Raw genomic sequence first — 25,166 nt, forward strand, 5'->3', positions numbered from 1 at the left:
ATGCACGTCGCTGTCGTGTGACGACTGCGGCCGTACCGCCCTCCTGCCGGACTCCGCCACACGTCGCGCGGTGGCCCTGCCGTCGGCGTGGGCGCGGCCCGCTACGCTCGCGGGCGTGAGCGACTTCCCCTCCCCCGACACGTTCTTCGCCCTGCGCCCCGGCCCCGCCGCCGGCACGGGCGCAGCCGACGGCCCCGACTACACGCTGACGGTCCACGACCTGGGCGAGCTCGTGCTCCCCAGCGGGCGCCTGGAGGCGTCCGACCCGTTCACGCTGCTCGGCCACGGGCTCGTCGTGCCGGTCGAGCCGGGCCGGTACCCGGTGCGCGTCACCGTCGCCGACGTCTCCGACGAGCAGGACGGCTCCCACCTGCGCGAGGCGTACCTGAGCGTCGTGCTCGCCGAAGGCGAGGTCGCCGCCGTCGAGCCCGTGGTCCCCGAGGGCGCGGACGGCCCGCCCGAGGCGGGCGCCGCCTACGGCGTGCCGGTGGACGCCGGGACGGTCGCGTTCGCCGACGCCGACGCCGTCGCCCGGCTCATGCCGGAGGGCGACTGGTACGACGAGGTGTTCGACGACGGCACCGACACGAGCTGGTTCGCGCTCACGGACTCCCCCGACCACCTGCGCGAGGGGTCGGCGAACATCCTGCTGCCCGGCGCGCAGGACGGCGAGAACGTCGTGCTCGCGCACTCCGGCTGGGGCGACGGCTTCTACCCGCTCGTGCGGACCGTCGCCGCGGACGGCACGGTGCTCGGGCTGCACCTCGACCTGCTCGTCGCGCTGCCCGACGACGAGGACGACGACTAGGCGGGCACCGCTCCCCATGGAGCGGCGGCGCGCGGGCGGCTAGCGTTCCGGGTCAGGTGACGACCCGCGACGAAGGAGGGGCCCGATGGCCTGGTGGGAAGACGAGAAGCCGTCCGCGAGCCGGCTCGCGGACCAGCTCGCGGACTCGAGCCGTCCGGCGCAGCCCGCCTCGCCGTACGCCGACGACCGCTCGGGCTCCTGGGCCGTCCTGCCCCTGTGGCTGCTCCTCGGCGCCGCGCTCACCGCCGGCGGGGTGGCCCTGCTGGTGTCGATGCGGTCCGCGACGGGCGTCTGCCTCGGGACGACGGTGCTCGCGCTGGGCCTGTTCTACCTCAGCCAGTACGGCGTCCTCGCGGGGTACGTGCTGCAGGTCGGTCGCCTGCGCCGCCGTCGCGTCGAGGCGGCGCTCGCGCACCAGCCGCCGCCGGCGCTGACCGACCACGACGTCCGTCAGTTCCACGTGCCGATCCGGCCCTCGTACGCCGGGTCGGCGTTCGTCGGGTTCCTCGACCCGGGCGACGCGCCGGCCCCCGCAGGGCTGCGCGCAGCGCGGGTCGTGGGCGGCGTGTGCACCGCCGTCTTCGTGCTGGGCGTCGTCGCGACGCTCGTCGTGGGTGCCGTCACCCGCGCCTGACCCGCCGTCCTGCACCCCCGCATCGACCGCGCACGACCACGCGCGTCCGTCCCTCGCCGCGCGCCAGCGCCCGACCGCTCCTACCCTGGGTGGGGTTCCGTACCTCCCAGGACGGCAGGGGCACCCCATGACCGGGCACGGCACACACCGGAGCAGCCTTTCCGGACGCTTCTCCCACGACCCCGACCTCGACTTCGAGATCCGCACGGTCCTCGGCGCCGCGTTCAGCGGCGCCGCCGACGTCGGCGAGGTGCTCGCGGCCGTGGCCGACGTCGGCACGGACCACCGCGCGTGGTTCCGCGCCTGGGACGCGCTCGGCGACCGCCTGGCCGCGACCGGCGAGTCGTGCGCGGCGCGCGGGCACCGCGTGAGCGCCGCCTCCGCGTACCTGCGCGCGGCGACCTACCTCGGCGTCGCGGTGAACGCGGTGTCCGGGCTCGAGGACGACGCCGCGCTGCTGCCGACGTTCCGCAAGCACCGGGCGGCGTGGGACCGCTGGGTCGACCTCGTGGACCTCGAGGTCGAGCGCTTCCCGATCCCTTACGAGAGCACGACGCTCCCGGGGTACTTCTTCCGCGCCCCGGGCGTCGACCCCGGGACCCGGGGGCGCGTCGTCCTCGCGGTGAACGGCTCGGACGGCTCGCTGCCGGCGCTGTGGTCGGCCGTCGTGTCCGGGGCGGTGAGCCGCGGGTACCACGCGCTCGTGTTCGACGGCCCGGGCCAGCAGTCGATGCTCTTCGAGCACGGGGTGCCGTTCCGTCCCGACTTCGAGGCGGTCCTCACGCCCGTGCTCGACGCGGTCGCCGGGCGGGCCGACGTCGATCCCGACCGCGTCGCGGTCTACGGGATCAGCCAGGCCGGCTACTGGGTCACGCGCGCGCTCGCGTTCGAGCACCGCCCGGCCGCGGCCGTCGTCGACCCGGGGGTGGTCGACGTGGCCACCTCGTGGGAGCGCGAGGTGCCGAAGAGCCTCCTCAAGCTCCTGGACAAGGGCGACGACCACGCGTTCGACCGCGACATGGCGCTCGGCCTGCGCCTGTCGAAGGGCGCCGCCCGCACGTGGCGGTTCCGCGCTCGTCCGTACGGCGTCGAGGGGTTCGCCGCGACGCTGCGCGAGGTCCGCCGGTACGACGCCTCCGACGTCGCCGCGCAGGTCACGACGCCGCTGCTCGTCACGAGCCCGGAGGACGAGCAGTTCTGGCCCGGCCAGCCGGAGCGGCTGGCCGGGCTCGTCCCCGGGGCGACGCTCGTCACCTTCAGCGACGACGAGGGGGCGAGCGGGCACTGCGAGCCCCTCGGGCGGGCGCTCGTCGAGCAGCGCGTTCTCGACTGGCTCGACGAGCGCCTCGCCCGGTAGCGATCGCTCGTCAGACCCGGACGCCGAGGCCCTGCAGCTCGAGCACCAGGCCCTTGATCGCGGCGGCCGGAACCTGCCCGGACCCGCTCTCCACCACACCCGCGACCGACGCCGGCACCTCCGCGTCCGAGCAGATCACGAGCGGCGTGTCGGCGGAGGAGTCGGGGAGCCGCCCGTGCGAGCCCTTGACGTACGACGCGTCGAGCGGCACGGTGCTCATCGCGTACCGCAGGCCCACCTTCTTCTTCACGAGGTTGAGGCCGGCCTTCGCCTTCGCGAGCCGGTCCGCCGGGTCGAAGAACAGCTCGGCGGGGTCGTAGCCGGGCTTGCGGTGGATGTCGACGCCGCGCGCGTACTCGGGCGCGCGGGCGTCGTCGAGCCAGAAGTAGTACGTGAACCACGCGCCGGGCTCCGCGACGACGACGAGGTCGCCCGACCGCTCGTGGTCGAGCCCGTACCGCGCCTGCGCCTCGCGGTCGAGCACCTCGTCCACGCCGGGGACGCCGCGCAGCAGGTCCGTGACGCGCCGCCGGAGCGCCGGGTCCTGCTGGTCGCCGAGGTACACGTGCGCGACCTGGTGGTCCGCGACCGCGAACGCGCGCGACGTCCACGGGTCGAGCTGCTCCTTGCCGTCCTGCACGTAGACCTCGAGGAGGCCCTCCCGGCGCAGGATGCGGTTGAGGTGCACGGGCCGGTCGGCGTCCGCGATGCCGTACTCGGAGACCACGAGCACGGTGACGCCCTGGTTCGCGGCGTCGTCGAGCAGCGGCGCGAGCGTCGCGTCGAGCTCGGCCGCCGCGGCGTCGGCCTGCGGCGACGTGGGCCCGAACCGCTGCAGGTCGTAGTCGAGGTGCGGGACGTACGCCATCGTGAGGTCGGGCGCGTGCGTGCGCAGCACGTGCCGCGTCGCGTCGACGATCCACCGCGACGACGTGATGTCCGCCGTCGGGCCCCAGTAGGTGAACAGCGGGAACTCGCCGAACCGGCCGACGAGGTCGTCGTGGAGCGCCGCCGGGCGCACGTAGGCGTCCGGGGACTTGCGGCCGTCCGCGTGGTAGATCGGGCGCGGCGTGACGGTGACGTCCGTCGTCATGCCCATCGCGTACCACCAGCAGACGTTCGCCGACGAGTACTCGCCGTGCGCCCGGCGCGCGGCCTCCCAGAGCTTCTCCCCCTCGACGAGGCGGTTGTGCTGGCGCCACAGGTAGACGTCGCCGAGCTCGCGGAAGTACCAGCCGTTGCCCACGATCCCGTGCTCGGCGGGGCTGAGCCCCGTGAGCATCGTCGACTGGACGCTGCACGTCACGGCGGGCAGCACCGTCGCGAGCTCGGACTGCCAGCCGCTCGCGGCGAGCTGGCGCAGTCGCGGCATGTGGGCGAGCGCGGTCGAGGTGAGCCCGACGACGTCGAGCAGCAGCACGGGCTTCATGCGGTCCTCCTGGTCGTGCCCGGGTCGGCCGCGGCGTCGTCCGCGGTCGGCCCCGAGGGCGGTTCGGTGTGCGCCGTCCGTGCGGCAGCGACGTCGTGCGTCGCGACGAGGTGGGTCACGGCGAGGTGGGTCGTCGCCCAGCGCAGCTCGGCCGCGATGCCGGCGACGAGCGAGTCGGTCGCGGCCCCCTCGGGCAGCACGGCCCACGTGTACGTCTCGACGTCGAGGTGGGCCTCGTCGCCGTGCGGCGCCGCGCGGACGGCGTCGACCGCCGCGCGCAGCACGTCCGTCGTCGCGGCGAGCGGCGCGGCGGGCTCGTGGTGCAGGGGCACGTGGAAGTGCACGCGCCACGGTCCCTCCGCGGGCAGCGCGCCGCCCAGGGCGTCGGGCAGGTCGTCGGCGGCGAGCACGTCGCCCGCCGCGGTGAGCTCGCGCACCTGGTGGATGTACCGCTGCTCGGCGAACGCACCGACGGCGGCGCGCGCCGCGTCGTCGGCCGGGTCCGCGACGTGCAGTGCGGCCGACGCCTGGACCTTGACGACCCGCAGGCCCGCGTCGGTGATGCGGCGCACCGTCGCGGCCGTCCCCGCGCGGCGGTCCGCGAAGGACACGGCGAGGTGGCACGTGTCGAGGCACACGCCGACGTGCTCGGGGTCGATGCGCCGGTCCGCCGGCACGTCCGGCCCCGTGCGCGCCGCGAGCCAGGCCACGACGTCGTCCACCGTGTCGAGCACGCAGCCCGGCTCGGGCTCGACCGCGACGCGCACGACCTTGCCCGTGCGCTCGCGCAGGTCGCGCAGGCCCTCCCCGAGCGCGGCGAACGCGCGCGTCGCGGCGTCGTCGTCGGCGTCGGTCCACGGCTCGCGCCACGCGAGCGGCAGCGTCGAGATCGACCCGGCGACGCCGTCGGGCAGGAGCTCGGCCAGCACCTCGGCGCACTCGAGCGTGTACGCGAGCCGCTCCGGGTCGGCCCACGTGGGCGAGTAGACGTCGAGCTTGACGACGTCGGCGTGGAAGCCGCCGTACGGGAACGCGTTGAGCGTGTGGACCTGGAGGCCGTGCTCGTCGAGCACGGCGCGCAGGCGCACGCGGTCGTCGGGCGAGCCCGCGAGGCGGTGCGCGAGCACGGCCGGCATCCACAGCCCGACGCCGAGCACGTCGAGCCCCGCGGCCTCGCGCACGGGCGCGGCGTAGCGCACGAGCTGGTCGAGCACCCCGTCGAGGTGCTCGGCCGGGTGGACGTTGGTGCAGTACGACAGCAGCATGGTCGAGCCTTCCCGCGCTACGCCCGCGCGCCGCGCAGCACGGAGGAGCCCTCGAACTCCACGCCCGGGGTGGGGAGGTCGCCCTCGACGAACCCGGGGACCGGGTCCAGCACGAGGTTGCCCGACTGCCCGTAGAACTCGACCGGGTTGCGCCACAGCACCTGGTCGGCGTCGTCCTCGGTGAAGCCCGCGGCGAGCATCGCCTGCCCCGTCTTGAGCGTCTTGAGCGGGTCGGAGCGGCCCCAGTCGGCGGCGGAGTTCACGATCATCCGCTCGGTGCCGTGCTCCTGGAGGATCGCGACCATGCGGTCCTCGTCCATCTTCGTGTCCGGGTAGATCGAGAACCCGGCCCACGCGCCCGCGTCGAGCACGAGCGCGACGTTGGTCTCGTTGAGGTGGTCCACGAGCACGTGCTCGGGCGCGATCCCCGACTCGCGCACGACGTCCAGCGTGCGGCGCGTCCCCGACAGCTTGTCGCGGTGCGGCGTGTGCACGAGCACGGGCAGCGCCGCGTCGCGGGCCATCTGGAGCTGGCGCGAGAAGACCTCGTCCTCCTCAGGCGTCATCGAGTCGTACCCGACCTCGCCGACGGCGACGACGCCGTCCTTGAGCAGGTAGCGCGGGATCTCGTCGAGCACCTCGCGGCACCGCGCGTCGTTCGCCTCCTTGGGGTTGAGGGCGATCGTCGCGTGGTGGCGGATGCCGAACTGGGCGGCCCGGAACCGCTCCCAGCCCAGGAGCGCGTCGAAGTAGTCGAGGAACGACCCCACGTTCGTGCGCGGCTGGCCCAGCCAGAACGCCGGCTCGACGAGCGCACGCACGCCCGCGGCGTACAGGGCCTCGTAGTCGTCGGTCGTGCGGCTGGTCATGTGGATGTGGGGGTCGAAGATGCGCATCAGGCGGTCCTCCCGGTGGTGACGTCAGGGGCGAGGCGGGCGACGTCGTCGGGCACGACGCGGCCCGCGGCGCGGCGCTCCGCGGCGAAGTCGCGGGCCATGCGGGCGAGCTCGTCGTCCGCGCGATCGTCGAGACCGGCGACGGCGTCGAGGCTCACGCCCATGAAGACGAGCTTGAGCACGGCGTGGCGCCACGCGTGCGGGTCGAGGTGCGCGGCCGCGAACGGCCCGACGGCCGCCGCGACGAGGCTCTGGTCGTTCGTGCGGAGCGCGTCCGCGGCGAGGTCCCGGCCCACCGCCACGACCGACGGCGCGGCGTCGTCCGCCAGCGCCCCCCGCTCCGTGAGGGCGTCGAGACCGCGCAGGACGCCCCGCCGCTCGGCGGTGTCGCCGTGCTGGTAGAGGTCCGCGAGCCGCGCCGCGAGGGCGGCCTCGCCGTCGGCACCGCCACGACCCGCCCCCTCGGCGAGCGCGACCACGAGGTCGGCGCGGGCGGCGTCGTCGACCGTCCCGTGCACGACCCCCGCGGGGTCGGTGTCCGGGCGGACGGGCACGCGGCCCACCTGGCGGCCCGCGAGCGCGAACGCGCGCGTCACGGCCGCGGGGTCCTGCGCGACGGCGGCGCGCGCCTCGGCGAGCCAGCGCTCGCCCGGGGCGGTCCCGTCCGCCGTGCGGGCGTCGGGACGGGTGGTCTCGGTCATGGCACCTCCTGGGGGTGGTGGGGGCGGTCGTCCCACGCGCGGTGCAGCGCTGTCATGCTGCGGTGCGCGAGGCCGGGGGCGTCGTACGAGTGGCGGGGCAGCTCGACCGCCGCGACGCCCGCGTACCCGACGTCGGCGAGCGTGCCGAGCACGAGCGGGAGGTCGATCTCGCCCTCGCCGAACGGGCGGTGCTCGTGGTGGGTGCGCGGCATGTCGTCGAGCTGCACGTTCGCGAGGTACGGGGCGGCCGCGCGCAGCGCGCCCACCACGCCGTCGGGCTCGACGACGAGGCAGTGCCCGACGTCGACCGTGACCCCGAGGTCCGCGAGGTCGCCGCCGTCGCCGCCCAGCTCTTCGCGCAGCCGCAGCGCGTCGCCCACCGTCTCCACGAGCATCCCGGGCTCGGGCTCGAGCGAGAGCCGGACGCCGTGGTCGCGCGCGTGCTCGACGAGCGCGGGCAGGCGCTCGCGCAGGAGCGTCCAGCCCTCGGCGGGGGTCACGTCGTCGGGCAGGACCCCCGAGAAGAAGGACACGCACTCCGCGTCCAGCACGGCCGCGATCTCCACCGCGCGGCGCAGGAACCGCAGCCGCGCGTCGGCCTCGACGTCCACGAGCGTGGGGCGGTGCTTGCGGAACGGGTCCAGGAGGAAGCGCGTGCCCGTCTCGACGACGACGCGCATCCCCGCACCGTCGCGCGCCGCGGCGAGCCGTGCGCGCAGCGCCGCGGCCTCGTCCTCCCAGCCGTCCGCGAAGGGGTCGAGGTGCGGGAAGCCGAGCGTGAGCGCGACCGCCCCGTAGCCCTCGTGGGCGAGCACGTCGAGCGCGACGTCGAGCGGGTGGTCGGTGAAGCCGTTGGTGCCGTACCCGAGCGTGAAGGGCATCGCGTCCCCGGCGGTGCCGGGCGCGCTCACGTCTCGCTCATCTCGGCGCGGCCCGGGGCCCGCCCCGCGCGGCGCAGCAGCCGGCCCGCGACCTCGACGCCCGCGAGCACCCCCACCGACGCCAGGCTCCCCCGCGCGCGGACCACGCCGCCTGCAGCGGCAACATCGCGCGGATCCCGGCCTTGGTCGCGGCGAACGCGTTCTGGGCGGACGGCGTGATCGCGGCGTCGACCTGCCGGGGCAGGCACGTCGCGAGGTAGGCGCCCGCGGCCGCGACCCCGGTGACCGCCGTCGCGACGCGCGCCCGGCCGTTCGCGCCGCCGTCGGCCGCCCGTGCCCGGCGCACCGCCCCCGCGCCGACGACCGCCCCGCCCGCCGCGGTGGCGGCGGCCACGCCCGCGGCGAGGGACGACGTCGTGCCGTGCACCTCACCGCGCGACAGGTACGTGACGCCCGCGGTGTGCACGGCCATCCCGGCCGCGGCCGGCAGCGCGGCGCGCAGGTGCCCGGCGCCGGCCCGAGCAGCACGTCGAGCCCGCGGCACGCGGCCATGACGAGCGGACCGGCCGCGCGCTCCTTGGCGACCGTGTCGTACGTCCACACGCTCGCGGCGAGCGGGACGGCGACGGCGAGCGCGCGCGCTCCCCCGCCCGCGGCGGCGAGACCGACGCCCGCGGCCGTGAGGCCGACGGCGACCTGGAGGGCGCGCCGCTCCGTCACGCGGCCCGACGGGATCGGCCGCTCGGGCCGCTCGACCGCGTCGAGGTGCCGGTCCGCGTAGTCGTTGAGCGCCATGCCGCCCGCGTACAGGCAGGCCGAGGCGAGGGGCAGGAGCGCGCGGCGCGGCGTGAGCGCGTGCCCGGCCGCCGCTGCGCCCGCGAGCGTGTCACCGACCACCGAGAGGACCGCGGGGGCGCGGACGAGGTCCAGGTGGTCGTGGAGGGAGCCCGTCACGACCGGTCGGCCGCGGCGGTCGCGTCGCCGCCCACCCGGGCGGTCGCCACGCGGACCCAGTCGGACAGCGCGACGGTCTGCGCGGCGAAGTCGTGCACGCCGCTGCCCCAGGGGTCCTTGAAGAAGAAGCCGAGCTCGGGGACGGGGCCCGCGTACCCGGCCGCGTCCGCGAGCGCGAGCAGGCGCGCCAGGTCGAGCACGAGCGGCGCGGCGAGCATCGAGTCGTAGGCGGACCACGTGGTCTGCAGCGTGAGCCGCGAGCCGAGGAAGCCCTCGACGTGGACGTGGTCCCACGCGACCTTGATGTCCCCGAGGTCGGGCACGTTGTCGATGTGCAGCGGCGTGACGTCGCTGCCCGTGAGGTCCTGGAGCCCGCGCGACTTGGACACGAGCTTGCTCTGCACCGCCTGCGGGTCGGCGAGCGTGGCGCCGTCCCCGCCGCCGAGCAGGTTGGCCCCCGCCCACGACAGGACGCGCAGCCCGCGGGCCCCGAACGCCGGGGCGAGGATCGTGCGCAGCCACGTCTGGCCGGTCTTGCCGTCCTGGCCCGCGACGGGCACGCCGCGCTCCTCCGCGAGCTCGAGCAGCACCGGGAGGTGCATGCTCGCCGACGGCGTGAACTCGGCGAACGGGGCGCCCGCGAGCAGCGCGGCGTACGCGGTGACCGAGCTCGGCGGCAGCACCGCGCGCTCCGGGTCCGCGAGCGCCGCGCGCAGCAGGTCGCGGTCGGAGAGCTCGGGCGCGGGCTCGGGCAGCGGCTCGGTCGACACGAGGTCGACGACGACGACGCGCGCGAGGCCGTGGCGCTCGCGGAAGTCCACGATGTCCGCCGCGAGGCGCTCCGCCGCGGCCTGCTGGGACTCGCGCGCGCTGCCCTCGGCGGGGTGGGCGGAGTAGCCGGGGCGCACCTCGGCGTCGGCCCGCTCGAGCGCGGCGTGCGCGGCGGTGAGCAGGCGCGGCGCGATCATGCCGGCCTCGACGAGCAGCTCGGCGCGCTTGACCATCGACACGTCGGAGATGTCGTGGCCGCCCACGACGAGGTCGCCGAACGCGGGCAGCGGGGCGGAGGCGAAGGGCTCGCCCGCGGTGACGCACCCGGTCGGCTCCGCGCGTCCGTCGGCGATCACCGCGAGGCCGAGGGCGGCGGTGGTGGCGACCGAGCCGCGGGCGCCGACGAGCCACAGCCCGGTGCGCGCGTCCGGGGCGGGGCGGTCCGACGATCCGTCAGGGGCGAAGTGGTGCATCGTTGCTCCCGTTCCGACGGCGGACGCCGCGGCGCCGCCGATCACGACGACGATGGCCTCCCTGCCACCGTCGGACCGCACGCCCCGGGAGAGGGTCGCTCTGCTCGCTCTCCGACCCGGTGGCGCTCGGTCTGCTGCGACCCTAACCACACTTTTGTCGGTGGTCAATCAAAAGCGTGGCCACTTTCGCGACCTCGGATGCTTGCAACGTGCAAAAGCGCGCAGGCGAAGCCGACCTGACGGTCGGTATCACGATACCGACCGCCGGGCCGTGCTCCGTCAGCCGACGGAGGGCGTGAAGTCGAGCTGGTCGTCCACCACGGCCACGACCGACCAGACGTTCCCGTCCGCGTCGGACAGCTCGTACGCGGGCAGCAGGACGGCCGCGCCGTCCGGCTGGTACTGCACCGCCAGGCCGAGGCGTGCGTCCGTGATCGTCACGTCCGTGACGGGCCAGGCGAACCGCGCCCCCTCCCCCACGGTGGGCGGGACCGTCGGGGCCTCGGGCTCGGACGCGGTCTCCGGGAGGGACTGCACGTCCTCGCGGGCCCACGCGATCATCCCGCCCCCGCCGAACCGCGGGTCGCCGAGCCGCTCGACCGCCTCGGCCGGGCTGACGACGTCGTACGCGCCGATCGCGACGCGCGGCGCGAGGCTCCCGTAGAGCGACGCGAGCCCCGCACCCGAGTACGTCGCGCTCCACTGCGTCCCGGTGCGCTGCCCGTCGACCACCTCGGCCGCCGTCACCGTCGTCGCGCGCGGGGCGCCCTGGTCCACGGGCTGCTCCTCCGCGGCGATCTCGTAGCCGTCGGGATCGAGGCCGAGGGACCCCAGCACCTCGCGCAGCCGGTCACCGGCCTCGGCGCCGCTGGGCGGGGCGCCGTGGTCGGCCTCCTCGCACGTGCCCGGCTCGGCCGACGCGCTGACCCCGTCGCCCTCCTCGGCGGGCATCGGCGTCACGACGACGCAGCCCCACGGGTCCTTGGCCGGGTCGTTGAAGCTCACGCTCGCGAGACCGTCCGGCTGGAGCGAGACCGTGGGTCCCGTCCAGTCGGCCGAGCCGACCGCGTACGACCCGTACTCCTCGCGCACCTCGCCCGGGACCCCGAGGGCGTCGGCGACGCGGCGCGCCGTCTCCTGCGAGAACACGCCCGCCGCGTCGTAGGCCCACGCGTCCGCGCGCGCGCCGTCCGACGACAGCCCCTCGGCGTGGAAGACGGTGCGCCCGCCCCAGCCCCCGGGATAGGCCATGTCGGCGGTCGCGCGGGAGCTCGTGGCGAAACCCTCCTCGGTGGCGGCACCGCCCGCGAAGGCGTCCGCCCCCGCCGGCGCGTCGGCCGACGCGGGCGCGTCCGCGCTGCTGAGCCGGATCGGCGCGAGCGCCGTGCTCTCTGCGGCGGAGTCGCCCGCCGTGGTCCCCCACCCGCCGGCGCCGAGCGCGTAGCCGCCCGTCCCGATGACGAGCGCGCCCACTACCGCCGCCGCCACCTGGAGCGGCGCCCGACGGCGCAGCCGGCGCGCGCGGCGCTCGGCGAGCTCGTCGACGAGCGCGGCCGTCGGGCCGTCCGCCCCGGCGAGGCCGGCCGCGGCCGGGAGCTCCGCGGGAGCGGCGCCCGGGCCGGTCGTCGCGGGGCGGGCGAACGCCTCGGGGACGCGGTCGCGCACCGCGGCCTCCAGGGCCGTGGCGTCCGGGGTCGCGTCCGCGGCCGGGTCCGCCGCGCGCAGGCGCTCCAGGTCCGCGTCGTCGGGCTGCTCGGGGGTTCGGGTGGTCATGTCGCCCTCCAGGTACCGCAGGGGCCGTACCGCGCAGGTGCGGCCGGTCGGGTCTACCCGTGATGTGTGCTCAGGCGCCGGTCTCTTGCGCGAGCGCCGACTGCTCCGCCCACGCCGTGCGCAGGCGCGCGCGGGCCCGGGACAGCGCGGCGTCCGCGCCCCCGCGCGACGTGCCGAGGACGGCGGCCAGGTCCGCCCCGCCGAGCCCCTCCCACGCGTGCAGGAGCAGGATGCGCCGATCGCGGTCGGACAGCGCGGAGAGCGCGCGGCGCACCTCGTCGTCCTGCACGACGACGTGCTCGACGTCGGCGCCGTCGTCCGGGCGCTCGGGCACCTCGGCCACGGGCAGGGCCCGCGCCTTGCGGCGGTGGTTGGCGAGGAGGAACCCCGCCGTGCGGTACAGCCAGGGCAGCTCGGCGCCGTCGGGCACGTCGTCGCGACGCCGCCACGCGGTCGCGAGGACCTCGGCCGTCAGGTCGTCGGCGTCGGGGGCGACGCCCCCGACGGCGCTCGGCAGGCGCCGGCGGAAGTAGCGGTACAGCGGTGTCGCGTGCGCGGCGAAGAGCGCGGCGAACCAGGCCTCGTCGTGGACGGCGGCCTCGGTGGTCTCGTCACTGCCCTCGTCGGTCGTCACGGCGGCTCCTCGTCGGCGGGGCGGGCTGTCAACCGCTCTGTGTCCCGGGGCCCGCGTTCCTTGCACGCCCCGCGGTTCACCCGAACCTCACCCGCGACGGCCCCGATCCTGCCATCCCCGGCCCCTACGCTGAGAGGCATGACGACGACGGAGCGGGACGCCCCGCCGCGCCACCCCCGCCGTCGGCGGAGCCGGGCGGCCTGGCTGGGCTGGGTTCTCATCCTGCTCGCGGTCGCGCTCGTCGTGTGCGCCGGGCTCCTCGCCCGGGACGCGCTCGCCGCGCGCGACGCCCTGACGCGCGCGCTGGACGAGGTCCCCGCCGCCGAGGAGGCGCTCCGGGACGGCGACGTCGCGGCCGCCGACGCCGCGCTCGAGCGGGTCCAGCCCCTCACCGCGTCCGCACGGGCCCACACCGACGGCCCCTTGTGGTCGCTCGCCGCCCGCATGCCGGTCTACGGGCAGGACCTGCGGGCCTTCTCCGTCGCCGCAGCGACGGCCGACGACCTCGCGGCCGTCGTGCTGCCGTCCCTCACCCAGACCCTCGGCAGCGTCGAGGGCGACGGGCTCGCGCTCACGGGCGACGGCATCGACCTCGCACCGCTCGTCGCGGCCGCGCCGACGGTCGCGCGCGCCGCCGACGCGTTCGACGCGATCGACGCGCGCCTCGCGACCGTCGACCGCGACGCGCTGCACGCGGAGGTCGCCGACCCGTACGCCGCGCTCGTCGCGCGCGCCGACGACCTGCGCCCGGTGGTCCGCACCGCCGACCGGCTCACGGCGCTCGCGCCCGCGATGCTCGGCGCCGACGGCCCCCGCCGCTACCTCGTCCTCGCGCTGAACAACGCCGAGCTGCGCGCCGGCGGCGGGATCCCCGGCGCGCTCGCGGTGATCTCGGCGGACCAGGGCAGGGTGACGCTGGAGCGGCAGGCCTCGACGGTCGGCTTCCCGTCCTTCGACGAGCCGGTGCTGCCCCTCGACCCCGGGGTCGAGGAGCTCTTCACGGACCGCGTGGGCCGCTACCTCCAGGACACCCCGCTGACGCCGGACTTCCCCACGACCGCCGCGCTCGCGTCGACGATGTGGGAGCGCGCGCAGGGCGAGCAGGTCGACGGCGTGGTCGCGACCGACCCCGTCGCGCTCTCCTACCTGCTCGAGGCCACGGGCCCGGTGACCGTCGACGTCGACGGCGGCGCGGTCGACCTCGACGCGGGCAGCGTCGTGCAGACCCTCCTCTCCGACGCGTACGCCGAGCTCGAGCCCGGCGAGCAGACGGACACGTTCTTCGCGGCGGTCGCGGCCCAGGTCCTGGAGGAGTTCCTCGCGGGCGGGGCCGACCCGGCCGTCGCGCGGGACGCGCTCGTGCGCGGCGCGGACGAGCACCGCGTGCTGCTGTGGTCGGCGCGCGAGGCGGAGCAGGAGCGTCTCGCCGGCACGGTCGTGGCGGGCGACATCGACACCGCCGACCAGGCCGCGGGCTCGGTCGGCGTGTTCCTCAACGACGGCACCGGCGGCAAGATGGGCGTCTACCTCGGCAGCGACGTGCGCCTCGCGGGCAGCACGTGCACGGCCGCGGGCCGCGTGGACACGTTCGAGGTCGACCTCGCGTCGTCCGCCCCGGCCGACGCCGCGACGAGCCTGCCCTGGTACGTCACGGGCGGCGGGACGGCGGGCGTCGAGCCGGGCGTCACGCGCACGTTCGTCGTGCTCTACCCGCCGCGCGACGGGCAGGTGTCGGGCCTGCGCCGCGACGACGCCCCGCTCCCGGCGCAGCCCGGCGACGTCGCGGGCCGCGGCGCGCTCTCCGCGATGGTCGACCTCGCGCCCGGCCAGTCGACGACCCTGTCGTTCACGACGACGACGCCGCGGGACGCGGGGACGGCCGCCGCGACCTCGCTCGACGTGTGGAGCACGCCCACGACCACTCAGCCGGGCCTGCGCACGGTCGACGTCGCGCCCTGCGGCTGAGCCGCGGCGGGTCGCGTCACGGCGCGGTCACGATTCCGCGCACCGCCCTTTTTTCACCCTGGACAAGCGTCCAACTCGGGCGCCCGCCTCGCTAGCCTGGCAGGACGGAAACACCTCGCGCGCGTGTGGCACCTGCACGTATCAGGGACCTCGGGGCACGGCTCCCTCTCCACGAACAGCCTTTCCCGCCCACGGACAGGAATCACCATGAAGACGTCGGGAGAACGCCGCGCCGGGAGCCGCGCGCTGGCCGTCACCGCTACAGCCGCGACGGCGGTGCTGCTCACCGCACCGGTCGCGGGAGCCGCCGAGGACGACACGTACGTGCCGGAGCCGACGATCGAGCTCACCACCCTGTCCCCCGTCTGCGACGGGGACGTCCCGTACCTCGAGTACGCCATCGCCGTCACCGGCACGGACAACGACACCGCGACGATCACGTGGCTCAACCCGGGCGGCGCGGACGTCGTCCAGTCCGGCCTCCCCCTGCAGGGCCGCGTGCTGTGGCCCGGCGCCGTCGTCGGGGCGGACGGCCGCGGCGCCGACTGGCCCGGCTGGAGCCTCGTGGACGGCCAGTGGGTCGAGGGCGACGAGTTCGACTGGGTGCGCCCCAGCGTCCAGGTGCTCTTCCAGGTCAACCCCGAGACGGTCGTCAGCGTGGACTACCCGCCGTCGTCGCCCAGCTGCGCGACGAACCCGCCGGGCCAGGGGAACCCCACGACGACCACGACGGCGTCCCAGGTCTCGCGCACCGTCGCGACCGGCTCGTCGTCCTCGTCGCTCGCGACGACGGGCGCGACCGTGGGCCTGTACGCCGCCGTCGCCGCGGGGCTCGCCGCCGTGGGCGCCGCGGTCGTGCTGCTGACGCGCCGCACGCGCAAGGGCTGACCCGGCCGCCGGCACGGCCGGGTGCACGACGACGGCCTCGCACCCTCCCGGGTGCGAGGCCGTCGTCGGTACGGGCCGCGGCCTGTCAGGCGGACGCCCAGCCTCCCGCGGCGAGGCGCGACTCGAGGCCCTCGAAGGCCCAGCGGTCGACGACGAGCACCGCACCGCCGGGGGCGTCGGGCACGTACCACTGGAGCTGCTCGACGGTCCGCACCTCGGCCCCGGCGGCGTCGACGCACGAGAGCGTCCAGCGCGCGAGCGTCGCGGGCGTGCCGGCGACCTCGACGTCCGACTCGGCGGGGTCGCCGACCGCGCGGGCCGCGAGCGCATCCGCCCCGGGGCACGTGGCGCCGTCGGGCAGGAGCGCCGTCGCGGGGTCGACGCCGTCGAGCGCCGCACCGGTCAGCACCTCGAAGCTCGGGCACGCCGCGTCCTCGGGGCACCCGCCCGCCCGGACCTGCGTGACGCCGTCAGCCGGCTGGAGCACCGACCAGTAGTCGGCGCCGGGGAGCTGGAGGGGGCCGACGGGCACCTTGCCCGCGTCGGCGTGGTCGCCGTGCGAGCCGTGGTCCTCGGCCTGGGCGGGTCCCGACCCGCCGTCGACGGCCGCCCCGGCGTCGTCGGAGCCGCTCGTGCAGCCCGCGAGGAGCGCGGCGCCGAGCACGGCCGTCAGGGCCACGGGCAGGGCGGAGGGCGGGAGGGGACGGGAGGTGCGGGGTCGGGTCGTTCGGTGACGCACGGGCACGCTGACCGCCTTTCACGGTCGGAGGAGCCCCGCAACCCACTGGGGAGGGCTGCGGAGGTCCTCGTCGGCCCCTTCACGCTAACGAGCGCGAGGGCTGGTCGAGATGCGGGAGAACCACACGATGGCGGCCCGCGGGTACGGGATTCCCCGTACCCGCGGGCCGCCCCGGTGGTCCCCCGTCAGGAGGGGCGGCCGGGCGTCAGCACGCGCCGAGGGCCTGCCACGGGCCGTACTGCTCCGCGCCCGGGACGTTGTTCTGCGTCCACCACTTCGCGCGGTACGACTGGCCCTGGTAGGAGACCGTCGCGCCCCCGGTGTAGGCGACCGTCGCGGACCACGCCTGTGCGGTGCACGTGCCCGGCGTCGTGGGCGGCGTGGTCGGGGGGTTCGTGGGCGGCGTCGTCGGCGGGGTCGTCGGGGTGGTCCCGCCGCACGCGCCCGTCGCCTCCCAGGGGCCGCCCGCGCTCGGCCGGTCGCCCTGGGTCCACCACTTCGCGCGGTAGTTCTTGCCCTCGAACGACGCCGTCGCCCCGCCCGTGTAGACCGTCGCGGCCGACCACGCGGCCACGCAGGCCGTCGGGTCCGTCGGGGGGTTGGTCGGGGGGTTGGTCGGGGGGTTCGTCGGGCCGCTCGTGCCGTCGACGGGACCGGCCGGCAGCGTGCGGACCTTGTCCGTGAAGCCGCCGAGCAGCGTGCCGTCGTGGTTGCCGGACAGGTCCCACCACATGGCGCCTCCCAGGTTCAGCCGGTCGATGTACTCGGCCTTGGCCGCCACCGACCGGGCGTTGTCGTAGCTCCACCACTGGTCGCCGTCGTACCGCCAGGCGGAGACGGTCGTCGGGTCGTAGTAGTCCTGGCCCCGCGTGCGGAGCTTGTCGTAGTCCTCGTTGCCCGCCTCCCACGTGCCGGGGGCCGCCCCGTTCGCGGCCGACCACGGCTGCGACGACGTGACGCCCTTCCAGCCGCGGCCGTACATGGCGAGGCCGAGGCCGAGCTGGCTCGGGGCGACGCCGGCGCGGAGGTACTCCTGGACGGCCTTGTCCGCGCTGAACTGGCGGCTCGCGGCCCGCGGGTCGGCCGGGTCGTCGTAGAGGTTGCCCTGGTGGCCGGCCAGCGCCGGGTCCCAGGCGCCGTGGAGGTCGTAGCCCTGCACGTTGCCGTAGTCGAGGGACTGGAAGATGCGCGGGTCGTTCCAGCCGCCGGCCGCGATGTCGGCCGGGTTGGCGGGCAGGAACGCCGAGAGCAGGTAGTGCTTGTCGGTCTGCGCGCCGTACGCGTCGAGCTGCTTGCGGAACTCGGCGAGCAGGAGCCGGAAGTTCTCGCGGTCGTTCACGGGGTCGACGGAGTTGCCGACCTCGCCGTTGTTCGAGCCCGGCCACTCCCAGTCGATGTCGATGCCGTCGAACACGCCGGCGGCCGCACCCGGCCCGCCGCGGCCGTCGATCACGGGCAGGTTGCCCTTGATGTAGAGGTCGATGCACGACGACACGAGCTTCTCGCGGGACGCCTGCGTCGCCGCCGCGCGGGAGAAGTTCTTCGACCAGGTCCAGCCGCCGATCGAGATGAGCGCGCGCAGCTGCGGGTTCTTCGCCTTGAGCTGCTTGAGCTGGTTGAACGAGCCCGCGAGCGGCTGGTCCCACGCGTCGGCGACGCCGCCGACGGAGTTCGCGGCCGTGTAGCCCATGCCGAAGTCGGCCCACGCGTCGCCCGCGCCGTCGGAGCCGTTCGGCCCCGTGCCCTGCGCCTTGTTCGCGATGAAGCACGTGAGGTTCTGGTGGTGGATGTTGCCGAACGAGTAGTTGATGTGGGTGAGGTCCGCGGCCGCGCCGGAGTCCTGCACCTTCTTGAGCGGGAAGGCGCGGCCGTACACGCCCCACTGGGTGAAGTAGCCGACGTTGCGGTAGCCGTTGACGTCGCTGTCGCCGGGGTTGCCGACCGCCGCCGTGGCGGTCGGCGCCGCCTGCGCCGGCGCGACGCCCGCGAGGAGGCCGCCGACGAGGGCGGCCGCCGTCGCGAGCGCCGCGAGGCGCGCGCCGCGCCGCCGGGCCGGGCGCGGTGGTCGGGTGGAGAGGGACACGTCCATGGGTCCTGCCTCGTGCTCGTGCGGGGAGCTGCGGCGGCTCCGTGCTCCGGGCCGCCCTGCCCTCAGGTCACCCCGAACGTAGCCACGCCGGACCCCGCGCGTGATCCGCGCTTCCCGCAGTGTTCGCAGCTCCTCCGCGCGGTCGGCGTAGGGGAAGACCCGTAGGACAAAACCGGACAGATGCTGACGAGAGACCCCGAATCGACCCCGCCTCAGCGGCCCACGCGGTGCGCCAGGACCGTGAGCTCGACGCGCGAGCGCACCCCGAGCTTGCGGAACACGCGCCCGAGGTGGACCTCCACGGTGCGGACCGACAGGTAGAGCTGGTCCGCCGCCTCCCGGTTCGACGCGCCCTGGACGACGAGGAGAGCCACGTCGAGCTCGCGCTCCGTGAGCTCGTCCGCCCACCGTCCCCGCAGCTCGGCGAGCGCCTCGTCCGTCACGTCGCTCTCGCGCACCGCGAGCCGGCACGCGTCCGGCGGGGCGGGCCGCAGCGCGGCCTGCGCCTCGACGCCGGCGCGCGCGGCCCCGAGGGCGGCGTGCATGCTCCCGGCCCGCGGGGCCGCGGGCCACGTGCCGCCCGGGACGACGGCCCCGCCGCCGAGGACGCCGGGCACCCCCGGCACGGCCGCGGTCAGGTCCTCGGGCACCGGGCCCCCGAGGAGGCGGACCACCTCGGCGTGCTCGTCGAGCGCGATCGTCGTCCAGGCGTCCGCGCCCGCGTCGTCGAACAGCTCGATCGCGGACAGGAACAGGCCGTGGGCGCGCTGCAGCTCGCCCGCGCGCACGAGGGCGCGCGCGGCGCACAGGTCCGTCCGCGCGTGCTCGTAGGGCGACGCCGTCGTGCGGTTCACGCGCGTGGCCCGCTCGAGCGGCGCGGTGAGGTCCTCGGGCGCGGCGAGCGAGACGTCGGCGCGCACGAGCGTCGCCGACCGCAGCGACGGCGGGAGCTCCTTGGCGTCCACCCGGCGCCGCGCGAGCGCGCGCTGCGCCGCGTCGTGCCGCCCGGCGACGACCCATGCCTCGACGTCGTCCAGCCCGGGCAGCGGCAGCATGCGTGCGCTGTCGGGACGCTCGCGCTCCGCGGCGAGCTCGAGCAGCGTCGCGGCCTGGGTCACGTGGTGGGCGAACGCCGCACCCATGGCACGGTCCACGAGCAGGCCGAGGCGCACGGGCCGCGACGTCGGGCTCGCGCACGTCTCCTCGAGCGCCGTCGCGACGGGCCCGACGACGCCCCGGGTCATCATGTCGAGGCGGCGCGCGGCGGCCACGCCCATCCCCGCGAACGGCAGGCCGAGCGGCAGGCGGAACGCGGCCTCCGCGAGCTCGTCCGCGGCGCGCGTGAGGGTGCCGCGCCACAGGTGCACGAGCGCCTGCGCGAGCCGGACGTGCGCCTCGGCGAGCGGCGTGAGGGCGGCGTCCGGACCGTCGAACCACCGGCCGCCGTCGCGCACCGGGGCCAGGGAGGCGACGACGCTCGCAAGCGTCTGCGCGGCGTCGTCCAGCCGGTCGTCGGCGGCGAGCCCGAGCGCCCGGCTCACCTGGAGCGCGGCCTCGTGGTCCGGGCCCAGGTCGACGTCGGGCACGACGCCGCGCTCCCCCACCCCGAACACCGCGGCCCAGGATCGGGCGAGGGCGAGACGCGCCGGGGTCGCGTCGTCCTCGCACCACGACGCGAGGAACGTCGCGGTGTCGAGGAGCTGGGAGGTGCTCACGCCGTCGCCCCGCTCGGCGTGCAGCCGCGCCGCCGTGAGCACGCCCGTCACGACCCCGGCGACGGCGTCCGGCGGGAGGCCGTCCGGCCGGCCCCCGCGCAGGTAGGGCGACAGGACGTCGTCGGGCACCTGGCCCTCGGCGAGCGTGAGTGCCGCGACGAGCGGGCCGAGCGTGCACGCGCGCAGCGCGTCGTCCCCGCTCCGCGAGGCCTTGCGCAGCCAGTCGGCGGCGTCCTGCACGTGGCCCGAGCGCAGGGCCGCGACCCCGGCGATCGCGAACGCCTCGGCGCGGTGCTCGGCACCCGCCTGGCTCGCCGCCTCGCGCGCGACCTCGTGTGCCCAGACGACGTCGCCGCGGTCGAGGTGGCGGCGCGCGATGCGCAGGAGGCCCGGGACGAGCGCCGGGTCTCCCACGAGGGTCGCGAGCGCCGAGTGCCACACCGCGACGTCCTCCTCCCCCGCCCGCCGGTGCGCCTCGGCGAGCGCGACGTGCGCCGCCGTGCGCTCGGCCAGGCGGGCGTCCGCGTGGACGAGCGAGCGCATGCGCGGGTCGACGAACGCGAAGCGGCCCCCCGCGAGGACGAGGTGCTCCGCGAGCGGGCCGTCGAGGACCTGCTCCATCGCGAGCCCCGTCGCGGACAGCACGAGCTCGGTGCGGTCGACGACGGCGACCGCCGCGACGAGCAGCGCTTGGCGCTCCGCCTCGCTGAGCGCGGCGAGCCGGTCGGCGAAGAGCGACCGGACGGCGGGGACGGCGGGCAGCGGGTCGGGCAGGATCGACCCGCCCGAGAGCTGCTCGGGGTGAGGAGCGCCGCCGTCTGCGTGATGGCCGCGGCGTTGCCGCCGAGGAGGTGCGCGAGCCGCGCCGCGACGTGCGGGGCGACGGCGAGCCGCCGCTCGACGAGCAGGAGGTGGAGCGCGTCGGCCGGCGCGAGCGGCGGGACGGCGCGCAGCTCGAACGGGCCGGCGGACGGGTCGAGCGCGCCCGCGGGCGCCGTCCCCAGCAGGACGACGGGCGCGTGCCGCTGCGCCACGAGGCTCGCGAGGACCGACCTGCTCAGCTCGTCCTGGAGGTGCAGGTCGTCGGCGACGAGCACGACGGTCGCGCCGTCGAACGTCGCGACGAGGAGCTCGGCGAGCGCGACCGCCGCCACCTCGGGGAGGTGGCCGAAGCCCGGGTCGACCGGCTCGAGGACTCGCGTGAGCCGCTCGGGGACCACGCCGCCCGCGAGCTGCGACACCTGCGACACGACGGAGACGACGGCCGACCCGGGAGCGGGGACGCCCGCGGGCGGGCGACAGCGGAGCGTGACGGTCGGCTGCGCGAACTCGTGCGTCGCGACGGCCTCGCACACGAGCTCGAGCGTCGCGCTCGCGCCCATGCCGTGCTCGGCGGTCCACACGAGACCGCCCTTGCCCTCGCTCACGGCGGCGAGCGCGCGGTCGACCTCCTGCGCGCGGGACGAGAGCCGCTCGAGCCGTCGCGCGAACCGCGAGTCCGCACGACGGACCGGCTCGGGAACCATGTAGTCCTGCTGTTCTGACATGTCGGGACCCTCCGTCCGGGGGCTTCGTCGCCCGTCGACCGGATGAAATGTTAACAACCCTCCGTAAACAAGGGATCACCTCATCGTTTCCCGCTCGTCACACGGCCGCCACCTGGGCCGACGCCCGCACCTCGACGGTTGCTGCCCGCTGCCCGGAGGGCTAGCCTGGCCTCGATCCCCGTCGCGGCCACGACCCTCGTGCGCCCCGACCCGGGTGCGGCGCCCACGGCGCCGCCGCCACGAGAGCGAGGTGAGCCCCATGCCTGACGGCAGCAGTCATAGATCCGTGCACTGCGCGCTCACCCCCCGTGGCTCGCGACCCGACGCCTGAGCCCGGCCGACGCAGGTCCCTGCGTCCCCGGCCGTCGTCCGTCCCGCGCGGGGAGGTCGCCAGTGCGCTCCGCGCGCGCCTCGCGCGCGCCGCCGGACCTCCCCCGCCGACGCACCCGCGCCGCCCGCCGTGGCCGCGCCCGTGCCGTCCGCCCGCCGGAAAGGACGACCACCATGACCCAGCGTTCCCCTGCCACGGGACCCGCCACCACGCCCGCCGCCACCCCTGCCGCCACCCCGGTGCGGACGCGCCCCGCCCGGACGCCCCTGCGCGCCCCGCGCGAGGAGCGGCGCCGCACGCGCCGGCCGAACCTCGAACGGCAGTCGATCTCCTTCACCGTGGGGCTCTACCTGTTCATCTGCGCCGCGCTCCTCACCGCGCACTTCACGGCCGGCGGTGCGTGATGACGACGATGCTGCCCGAGACCCCGGGCCTCGCCCCCGGGACGGAGACCCGCCTGCCCGCCCCGGCGCGCGGCGGGCTCGACCTGCACGCCCGCGCGCACGGCGACGGATCGCCCCGGTTCGACCCGCGCGTCCTGCGCTCGCGCTGGGTGCAGGTCGCGGTCGGAGACCCCGACTCCGCGGCCCGCGCGGCCGAGCACGGCGTCGACTTCGCGGCCGCCGGAGGGCGCGTCTGGGAGACGGACGCGCACGTCTACCTGCCGGTGACGGCGACCCGGCGCGACGGCGACCGGGTGGTGGACGAGCGCATCGTGCTCGCCCTGTCCGCCGACGTCGTCGTGACGGCCCAGCCGCAGCGGCACTACGCCGTCTTCGACAAGGCGATCGCCCGCATGCGCCGCACGCCGTGGCTCATCGGCTCGTCGTACGGCGTCGCGTACGCGCTGCTCTACGCGCTCAACGAGGCGGCCGACCGCGTCGTGTCGTACGCGAGCGACCTGCTCGAGGACATGTCCGACGAGATCGACGAGGCCACGCGCGGAGTCGACTCGCGCGGCCGGGAGATCGGGGTGAGCGACATGCAGGACACGATCACGCGCATGAACCGCGCCGAGGAGATCGTGTCGCGCGCCCAGGAGTCCCAGCTCTCGCTCGCGCGCGCCGCGCGGCACCTGCGCAGCGAGATCGCGGACTCGGACCCCGTGCTCGCGGGGCTCGTCGAGACGCTCGTCGCGGACGTCGACGGTGTGAAGCAGCACGCCGGGTTCGAGCACGACAAGGTGCGCTACCTGCAGCAGGCGATCATGACGTCGCTCGACGTCAAGCAGGCGCAGATCGTCAAGGTCTTCACCATCATCACGGCGGTGTTCCTGCCCCCGACGCTCATCGCGTCGTTCTACGGCATGAACTTCACGCACATGCCCGAGCTCGACCGGCCGTACGGGTTCACGCTCACGGTCCTCGTGACGCTCGTCGCCGCCGTCATCCCGCTCGCGTACATCAAGCGCCGCGGCTGGCTGCGCTGAGCGACGGACGGTGCGGTGCGCGGCCGAGGCCGCGCACCGCACCCTCAGGTCAGGCGCAGGTGCCGACGACGCGCCAGGCCGGGTACCACTTCTCCGTGCCCGGGACGTTCGTGCGGACCCACCACGCGGCGCGGTAGTTCACGCCCTCGTGCGAGACGACGCGGCCCCCCACGTACGAGGTGCCGCGGTCCCAGCCCGGGAAGCACGAGCCGGGCGCGGTCGGGTCGACCGGACCGGCCGGGGCCGCGCGGTAGACGTCGGCCGCCGTGCCGACGAGCTCGTCCTCGTAGTCGCCCGCGAGGTCCCAGAACATCGAGCCGCCGAGGCCCTTCTCCGTGATCCACGACGCCTTGAACGCGACGGCGCGCGGCGTGTCGACGCTCCACCACTGGTCGCCGTCGTAGCGCCACGAGGCCCCGCTGACCTCGTCGAAGTACTCGGTCCCGTGGTCGCGCAGCTCGAAGTACTGCTTGTTCCCGGCCTCGTAGGTGCCGGGGGCGACCCCCGCGGCGGGCTGCCAGGCGCCGTTCGAGTCGCCGGCCTCGACGCCGGACCAGCCGCGGCCGAACGCCGGGATGCCGAGCGTGAGCTGGGCGGGGTCGACGCCGCGCGACAGGTAGAGGTCGATGCCGTCCTCGAGCGAGATCGTGCCGGGCTGCGTGGTGTCGTGCAGGTTCGCCTGGTGCCCGGCGAGGTTCGGCGACCAGCCGCCGTGCAGGTCGTAGCCCTGCATGTTGCCGTAGTCGAGGTAGTCGAAGATCGTCGGGGCGTCCCAGCCGGCGTTCACCACGGTGGGGCTCACCGGGATGTAGGCGGAGAGCAGGTAGTCCTTGCCCTGCGCGGCGCCGCGCTCGTCGAGCTGCTTGCGGAACTCGGCGAGCAGGGCGGTGAAGTTCGCCTTGTCGTTGACCGGGTCCACGTGGTTCTCGGGGTGCTGCGACCAGTCGGGGGCCCCGGGCCACTCCCAGTCGACGTCGATGCCGTCGAACAGGCCCGCGGCCGCGCCGGGGCCGCCGCGGCCGTCGATCACGGGCAGGTTGCCGTCGATGTAGAGGTCGATGCACGACGCGACGAACTTCTCGCGGCTCTCGGGCGTCGCCGCGGCCTTCGAGAAGAACTTGGACCAGGTCCAGCCGCCGAGCGACATGAGGACCTTGGTGTCGGGGTGCTCCTCCTTGAGCTTGCGGAGCTGGTTTAAGTTCCCCGCGAGCGCCTGGCCCGGCGCGTCCGCGACGCCGTCCACCGAGTCCTCGGCGGAGACGGCCCGCACGAAGTCGGCCTGCGCGTCGCCGGCGCCGTCGTTGCCGCCCGGCTCGGGCGTGCCGGGGGCGTCGGCGAGGAAGCACGTGAGGTCGGTCGGGTGGATGTTGCCGAACGCGTAGTTCACGTGGGTGATCTGCTCGGCCTGGCCCGACTCGACGAAGTCGCGCACGGTGTAGCCGTAGTTCTCCGGGGCCCAGGACATGAAGTAGCCGACGTTGCGGTACCCGTTGAGGGCGGCGTCGCCGTTCGGGGAGTCGGGCGTCGGGGTGGTGGCCGCCGTCGTGGCGGTCACGGGGGCGGTCGGCGCGGCGGCGGCGGTCGTCGCGGCGGCGACGGCCCCGCTCGCGGCGAGCGCGAGGGCGGTGAGGCCGGCGGCCGCGCGCGTGGCGCGGGCGCGGCGCGGGGCGGACGGGCGAGGACGGTGCATCGAGAGGACCTCTCGTCGACGAGGTCGGTCGCCGACCGCGCGGACGCGCGGCGGTGCGGCCTCCTGCGGGGCCTGAGCGACCGGCTGACGTGAGCGACCGTAGCCGTGGGCGGGGCCCGCGGGACTACGTGCTTCCCACACTCTTCGCGTCACGCGCGCCGCGTGGGGTACGCGGTCCTCCGTACGCAGGCCCCGTA

The 25,166-nt window shown here is 76.0% G+C and carries 21 protein-coding genes and 1 pseudogene; 8 read left to right on the forward strand and 14 right to left on the reverse strand.

Features of this window, described 5'->3' with window-relative positions; all coding sequences use genetic code 11:
* Positions 1–115 precede the first annotated feature (115 nt).
* The 3 genes from BJP59_RS14185 to BJP59_RS14195 all read left to right on the forward strand — a co-directional run bounded on the left by BJP59_RS14185 (position 116) and on the right by BJP59_RS14195 (position 2,799).
* Positions 116–808, forward strand: a complete 693-nt coding sequence (locus BJP59_RS14185; RefSeq protein WP_171468354.1) for a DUF4241 domain-containing protein — start codon at positions 116–118, stop codon at positions 806–808.
* A gap of 85 nt (positions 809–893) precedes the next feature.
* Positions 894–1,442, forward strand: a complete 549-nt coding sequence (locus BJP59_RS14190) for a hypothetical protein (protein WP_043658818.1) — start codon at positions 894–896, stop codon at positions 1,440–1,442.
* 127 nt (positions 1,443–1,569) lie between these two features.
* Complete coding sequence (locus BJP59_RS14195; protein ID WP_194521233.1) at positions 1,570–2,799, forward strand: alpha/beta hydrolase family protein; 1,230 nt, start codon at positions 1,570–1,572, stop codon at positions 2,797–2,799.
* A 10-nt stretch (positions 2,800–2,809) separates the two neighbouring features.
* Here the strand turns inward: BJP59_RS14195 and BJP59_RS14200 are convergent, their stop codons facing one another.
* The 10 genes and pseudogenes from BJP59_RS14200 to BJP59_RS14235 form a co-directional block, all read right to left on the reverse strand.
* Entirely contained in the window at positions 2,810–4,228 is a 1,419-nt protein-coding gene (locus tag BJP59_RS14200) for an alkaline phosphatase family protein (RefSeq protein ID WP_085387332.1), read from the reverse strand.
* Positions 4,225–5,493, reverse strand: coding sequence for a metabolite traffic protein EboE (eboE, locus tag BJP59_RS14205; RefSeq protein WP_194521234.1), 1,269 nt, complete (start codon positions 5,491–5,493; stop codon positions 4,225–4,227). The genes BJP59_RS14200 and eboE overlap by 4 nt, the downstream gene beginning before the upstream one ends.
* A 17-nt stretch (positions 5,494–5,510) precedes the next feature.
* On the reverse strand, positions 5,511–6,389 hold the full coding sequence (locus BJP59_RS14210; protein ID WP_194521235.1) for a TatD family hydrolase: 879 nt from the start codon (positions 6,387–6,389) through the stop codon (positions 5,511–5,513).
* Positions 6,389–7,090 carry an EboA domain-containing protein gene (locus tag BJP59_RS19850; protein ID WP_216608000.1) on the reverse strand — a complete coding sequence of 234 codons (702 nt, stop codon included), beginning with the start codon at positions 7,088–7,090 and terminating at the stop codon, positions 6,389–6,391. Before BJP59_RS19850 ends, BJP59_RS14210 begins: the two co-directional genes overlap by 1 nt.
* On the reverse strand, positions 7,087–8,001 hold the full coding sequence (locus tag BJP59_RS19855) for a sugar phosphate isomerase/epimerase family protein (RefSeq protein WP_228485443.1): 915 nt from the start codon (positions 7,999–8,001) through the stop codon (positions 7,087–7,089). The genes BJP59_RS19850 and BJP59_RS19855 overlap by 4 nt, the downstream gene beginning before the upstream one ends.
* A 7-nt stretch (positions 8,002–8,008) precedes the next feature.
* A complete protein-coding gene (locus BJP59_RS19860; protein WP_228485471.1) occupies positions 8,009–8,515 on the reverse strand; it encodes a hypothetical protein in 507 nt (168 codons plus the stop codon).
* Positions 8,516–8,547: 32 nt separating this feature from the next.
* Positions 8,548–8,925: pseudogene (locus BJP59_RS19865) on the reverse strand (UbiA family prenyltransferase); the annotation flags it as partial.
* Positions 8,922–10,169 carry an inositol-3-phosphate synthase gene (locus tag BJP59_RS14225; RefSeq protein ID WP_194521236.1) on the reverse strand — a complete coding sequence of 416 codons (1,248 nt, stop codon included), beginning with the start codon at positions 10,167–10,169 and terminating at the stop codon, positions 8,922–8,924. The pseudogene BJP59_RS19865 and the gene BJP59_RS14225, both read right to left, overlap by 4 nt.
* A gap of 279 nt (positions 10,170–10,448) precedes the next feature.
* Positions 10,449–11,942: a hypothetical protein gene (locus BJP59_RS14230; protein WP_194521237.1), complete on the reverse strand. Its 1,494-nt coding sequence runs from the start codon at positions 11,940–11,942 to the stop codon at positions 10,449–10,451.
* A gap of 70 nt (positions 11,943–12,012) precedes the next feature.
* On the reverse strand, positions 12,013–12,576 hold the full coding sequence (locus BJP59_RS14235; RefSeq protein WP_051028536.1) for an RNA polymerase sigma factor: 564 nt from the start codon (positions 12,574–12,576) through the stop codon (positions 12,013–12,015).
* A gap of 138 nt (positions 12,577–12,714) precedes the next feature.
* Between BJP59_RS14235 and BJP59_RS14240 the strand changes: the two genes are divergently transcribed.
* Together BJP59_RS14240 and BJP59_RS14245 are read left to right on the forward strand one after the other, a co-directional pair.
* Positions 12,715–14,541, forward strand: a complete 1,827-nt coding sequence (locus BJP59_RS14240) for a DUF4012 domain-containing protein (RefSeq protein ID WP_194521238.1) — start codon at positions 12,715–12,717, stop codon at positions 14,539–14,541.
* A 207-nt stretch (positions 14,542–14,748) separates the two neighbouring features.
* On the forward strand, positions 14,749–15,429 hold the full coding sequence (locus BJP59_RS14245) for a peptidase (protein ID WP_194521239.1): 681 nt from the start codon (positions 14,749–14,751) through the stop codon (positions 15,427–15,429).
* 85 nt (positions 15,430–15,514) lie between these two features.
* On the opposite strand, the gene BJP59_RS14250 is transcribed toward BJP59_RS14245, so the two are convergent.
* The 3 genes from BJP59_RS14250 to BJP59_RS14260 form a co-directional block, all read right to left on the reverse strand.
* Positions 15,515–16,108 (reverse strand): hypothetical protein, encoded by a 594-nt coding sequence (locus BJP59_RS14250; RefSeq protein WP_194521240.1) that lies wholly within the window; start codon positions 16,106–16,108, stop codon positions 15,515–15,517.
* A 265-nt stretch (positions 16,109–16,373) separates the two neighbouring features.
* On the reverse strand, positions 16,374–18,257 hold the full coding sequence (locus BJP59_RS14255) for a glycosyl hydrolase family 18 protein (protein WP_194521241.1): 1,884 nt from the start codon (positions 18,255–18,257) through the stop codon (positions 16,374–16,376).
* 212 nt (positions 18,258–18,469) lie between these two features.
* Positions 18,470–20,617 (reverse strand): helix-turn-helix domain-containing protein, encoded by a 2,148-nt coding sequence (locus tag BJP59_RS14260; protein WP_194521242.1) that lies wholly within the window; start codon positions 20,615–20,617, stop codon positions 18,470–18,472.
* A gap of 206 nt (positions 20,618–20,823) precedes the next feature.
* Here BJP59_RS14260 and BJP59_RS14265 point away from each other — a divergent pair, with 206 nt between their 5' ends.
* The 3 genes from BJP59_RS14265 to BJP59_RS14275 all read left to right on the forward strand — a co-directional run bounded on the left by BJP59_RS14265 (position 20,824) and on the right by BJP59_RS14275 (position 23,279).
* A complete protein-coding gene (locus tag BJP59_RS14265) occupies positions 20,824–21,516 on the forward strand; it encodes a hypothetical protein (RefSeq protein ID WP_194521243.1) in 693 nt (230 codons plus the stop codon).
* 507 nt (positions 21,517–22,023) lie between these two features.
* Positions 22,024–22,254 carry a hypothetical protein gene (locus BJP59_RS14270; RefSeq protein ID WP_194521244.1) on the forward strand — a complete coding sequence of 77 codons (231 nt, stop codon included), beginning with the start codon at positions 22,024–22,026 and terminating at the stop codon, positions 22,252–22,254.
* A complete protein-coding gene (locus BJP59_RS14275; RefSeq protein ID WP_061267978.1) occupies positions 22,254–23,279 on the forward strand; it encodes a CorA family divalent cation transporter in 1,026 nt (341 codons plus the stop codon). The genes BJP59_RS14270 and BJP59_RS14275 overlap by 1 nt, the downstream gene beginning before the upstream one ends.
* Positions 23,280–23,328: 49 nt before the next feature.
* Here the strand turns inward: BJP59_RS14275 and BJP59_RS14280 are convergent, their stop codons facing one another.
* On the reverse strand, positions 23,329–24,969 hold the full coding sequence (locus BJP59_RS14280; protein WP_194521245.1) for a glycosyl hydrolase family 18 protein: 1,641 nt from the start codon (positions 24,967–24,969) through the stop codon (positions 23,329–23,331).
* Between the last annotated feature and the right edge of the window lie 197 nt (positions 24,970–25,166).

The organism is Cellulosimicrobium sp. JZ28, assembly GCF_015327065.1.
Classification (GTDB): domain Bacteria; phylum Actinomycetota; class Actinomycetes; order Actinomycetales; family Cellulomonadaceae; genus Cellulosimicrobium; species Cellulosimicrobium funkei.

Excerpts from the sequence above, each read along its gene's own strand:
- BJP59_RS14200 (WP_085387332.1), bottom strand. The coding sequence starts at position 4,228 with ATGAAGCCCGTGCTGCTGCTCGACGTCGTCGGGCTCACCTCGACCGCG.
- BJP59_RS14225 (WP_194521236.1), bottom strand. The coding sequence starts at position 10,169 with ATGCACCACTTCGCCCCTGACGGATCGTCGGACCGCCCCGCCCCGGAC.
- BJP59_RS14190 (WP_043658818.1), top strand. The coding sequence starts at position 894 with ATGGCCTGGTGGGAAGACGAGAAGCCGTCCGCGAGCCGGCTCGCGGAC.
- BJP59_RS14210 (WP_194521235.1), bottom strand. The coding sequence starts at position 6,389 with ATGCGCATCTTCGACCCCCACATCCACATGACCAGCCGCACGACCGAC.
- BJP59_RS14275 (WP_061267978.1), top strand. The coding sequence starts at position 22,254 with ATGACGACGATGCTGCCCGAGACCCCGGGCCTCGCCCCCGGGACGGAG.
- BJP59_RS19850 (WP_216608000.1), bottom strand. The coding sequence starts at position 7,090 with ATGACCGAGACCACCCGTCCCGACGCCCGCACGGCGGACGGGACCGCC.
- BJP59_RS14255 (WP_194521241.1), bottom strand. The coding sequence starts at position 18,257 with ATGGACGTGTCCCTCTCCACCCGACCACCGCGCCCGGCCCGGCGGCGC.
- BJP59_RS14230 (WP_194521237.1), bottom strand. The coding sequence starts at position 11,942 with ATGACCACCCGAACCCCCGAGCAGCCCGACGACGCGGACCTGGAGCGC.
- BJP59_RS14240 (WP_194521238.1), top strand. The coding sequence starts at position 12,715 with ATGACGACGACGGAGCGGGACGCCCCGCCGCGCCACCCCCGCCGTCGG.
- BJP59_RS14195 (WP_194521233.1), top strand. The coding sequence starts at position 1,570 with ATGACCGGGCACGGCACACACCGGAGCAGCCTTTCCGGACGCTTCTCC.
- BJP59_RS14245 (WP_194521239.1), top strand. The coding sequence starts at position 14,749 with ATGAAGACGTCGGGAGAACGCCGCGCCGGGAGCCGCGCGCTGGCCGTC.
- BJP59_RS14270 (WP_194521244.1), top strand. The coding sequence starts at position 22,024 with ATGACCCAGCGTTCCCCTGCCACGGGACCCGCCACCACGCCCGCCGCC.
- BJP59_RS14280 (WP_194521245.1), bottom strand. The coding sequence starts at position 24,969 with ATGCACCGTCCTCGCCCGTCCGCCCCGCGCCGCGCCCGCGCCACGCGC.
- eboE (WP_194521234.1), bottom strand. The coding sequence starts at position 5,493 with ATGCTGCTGTCGTACTGCACCAACGTCCACCCGGCCGAGCACCTCGAC.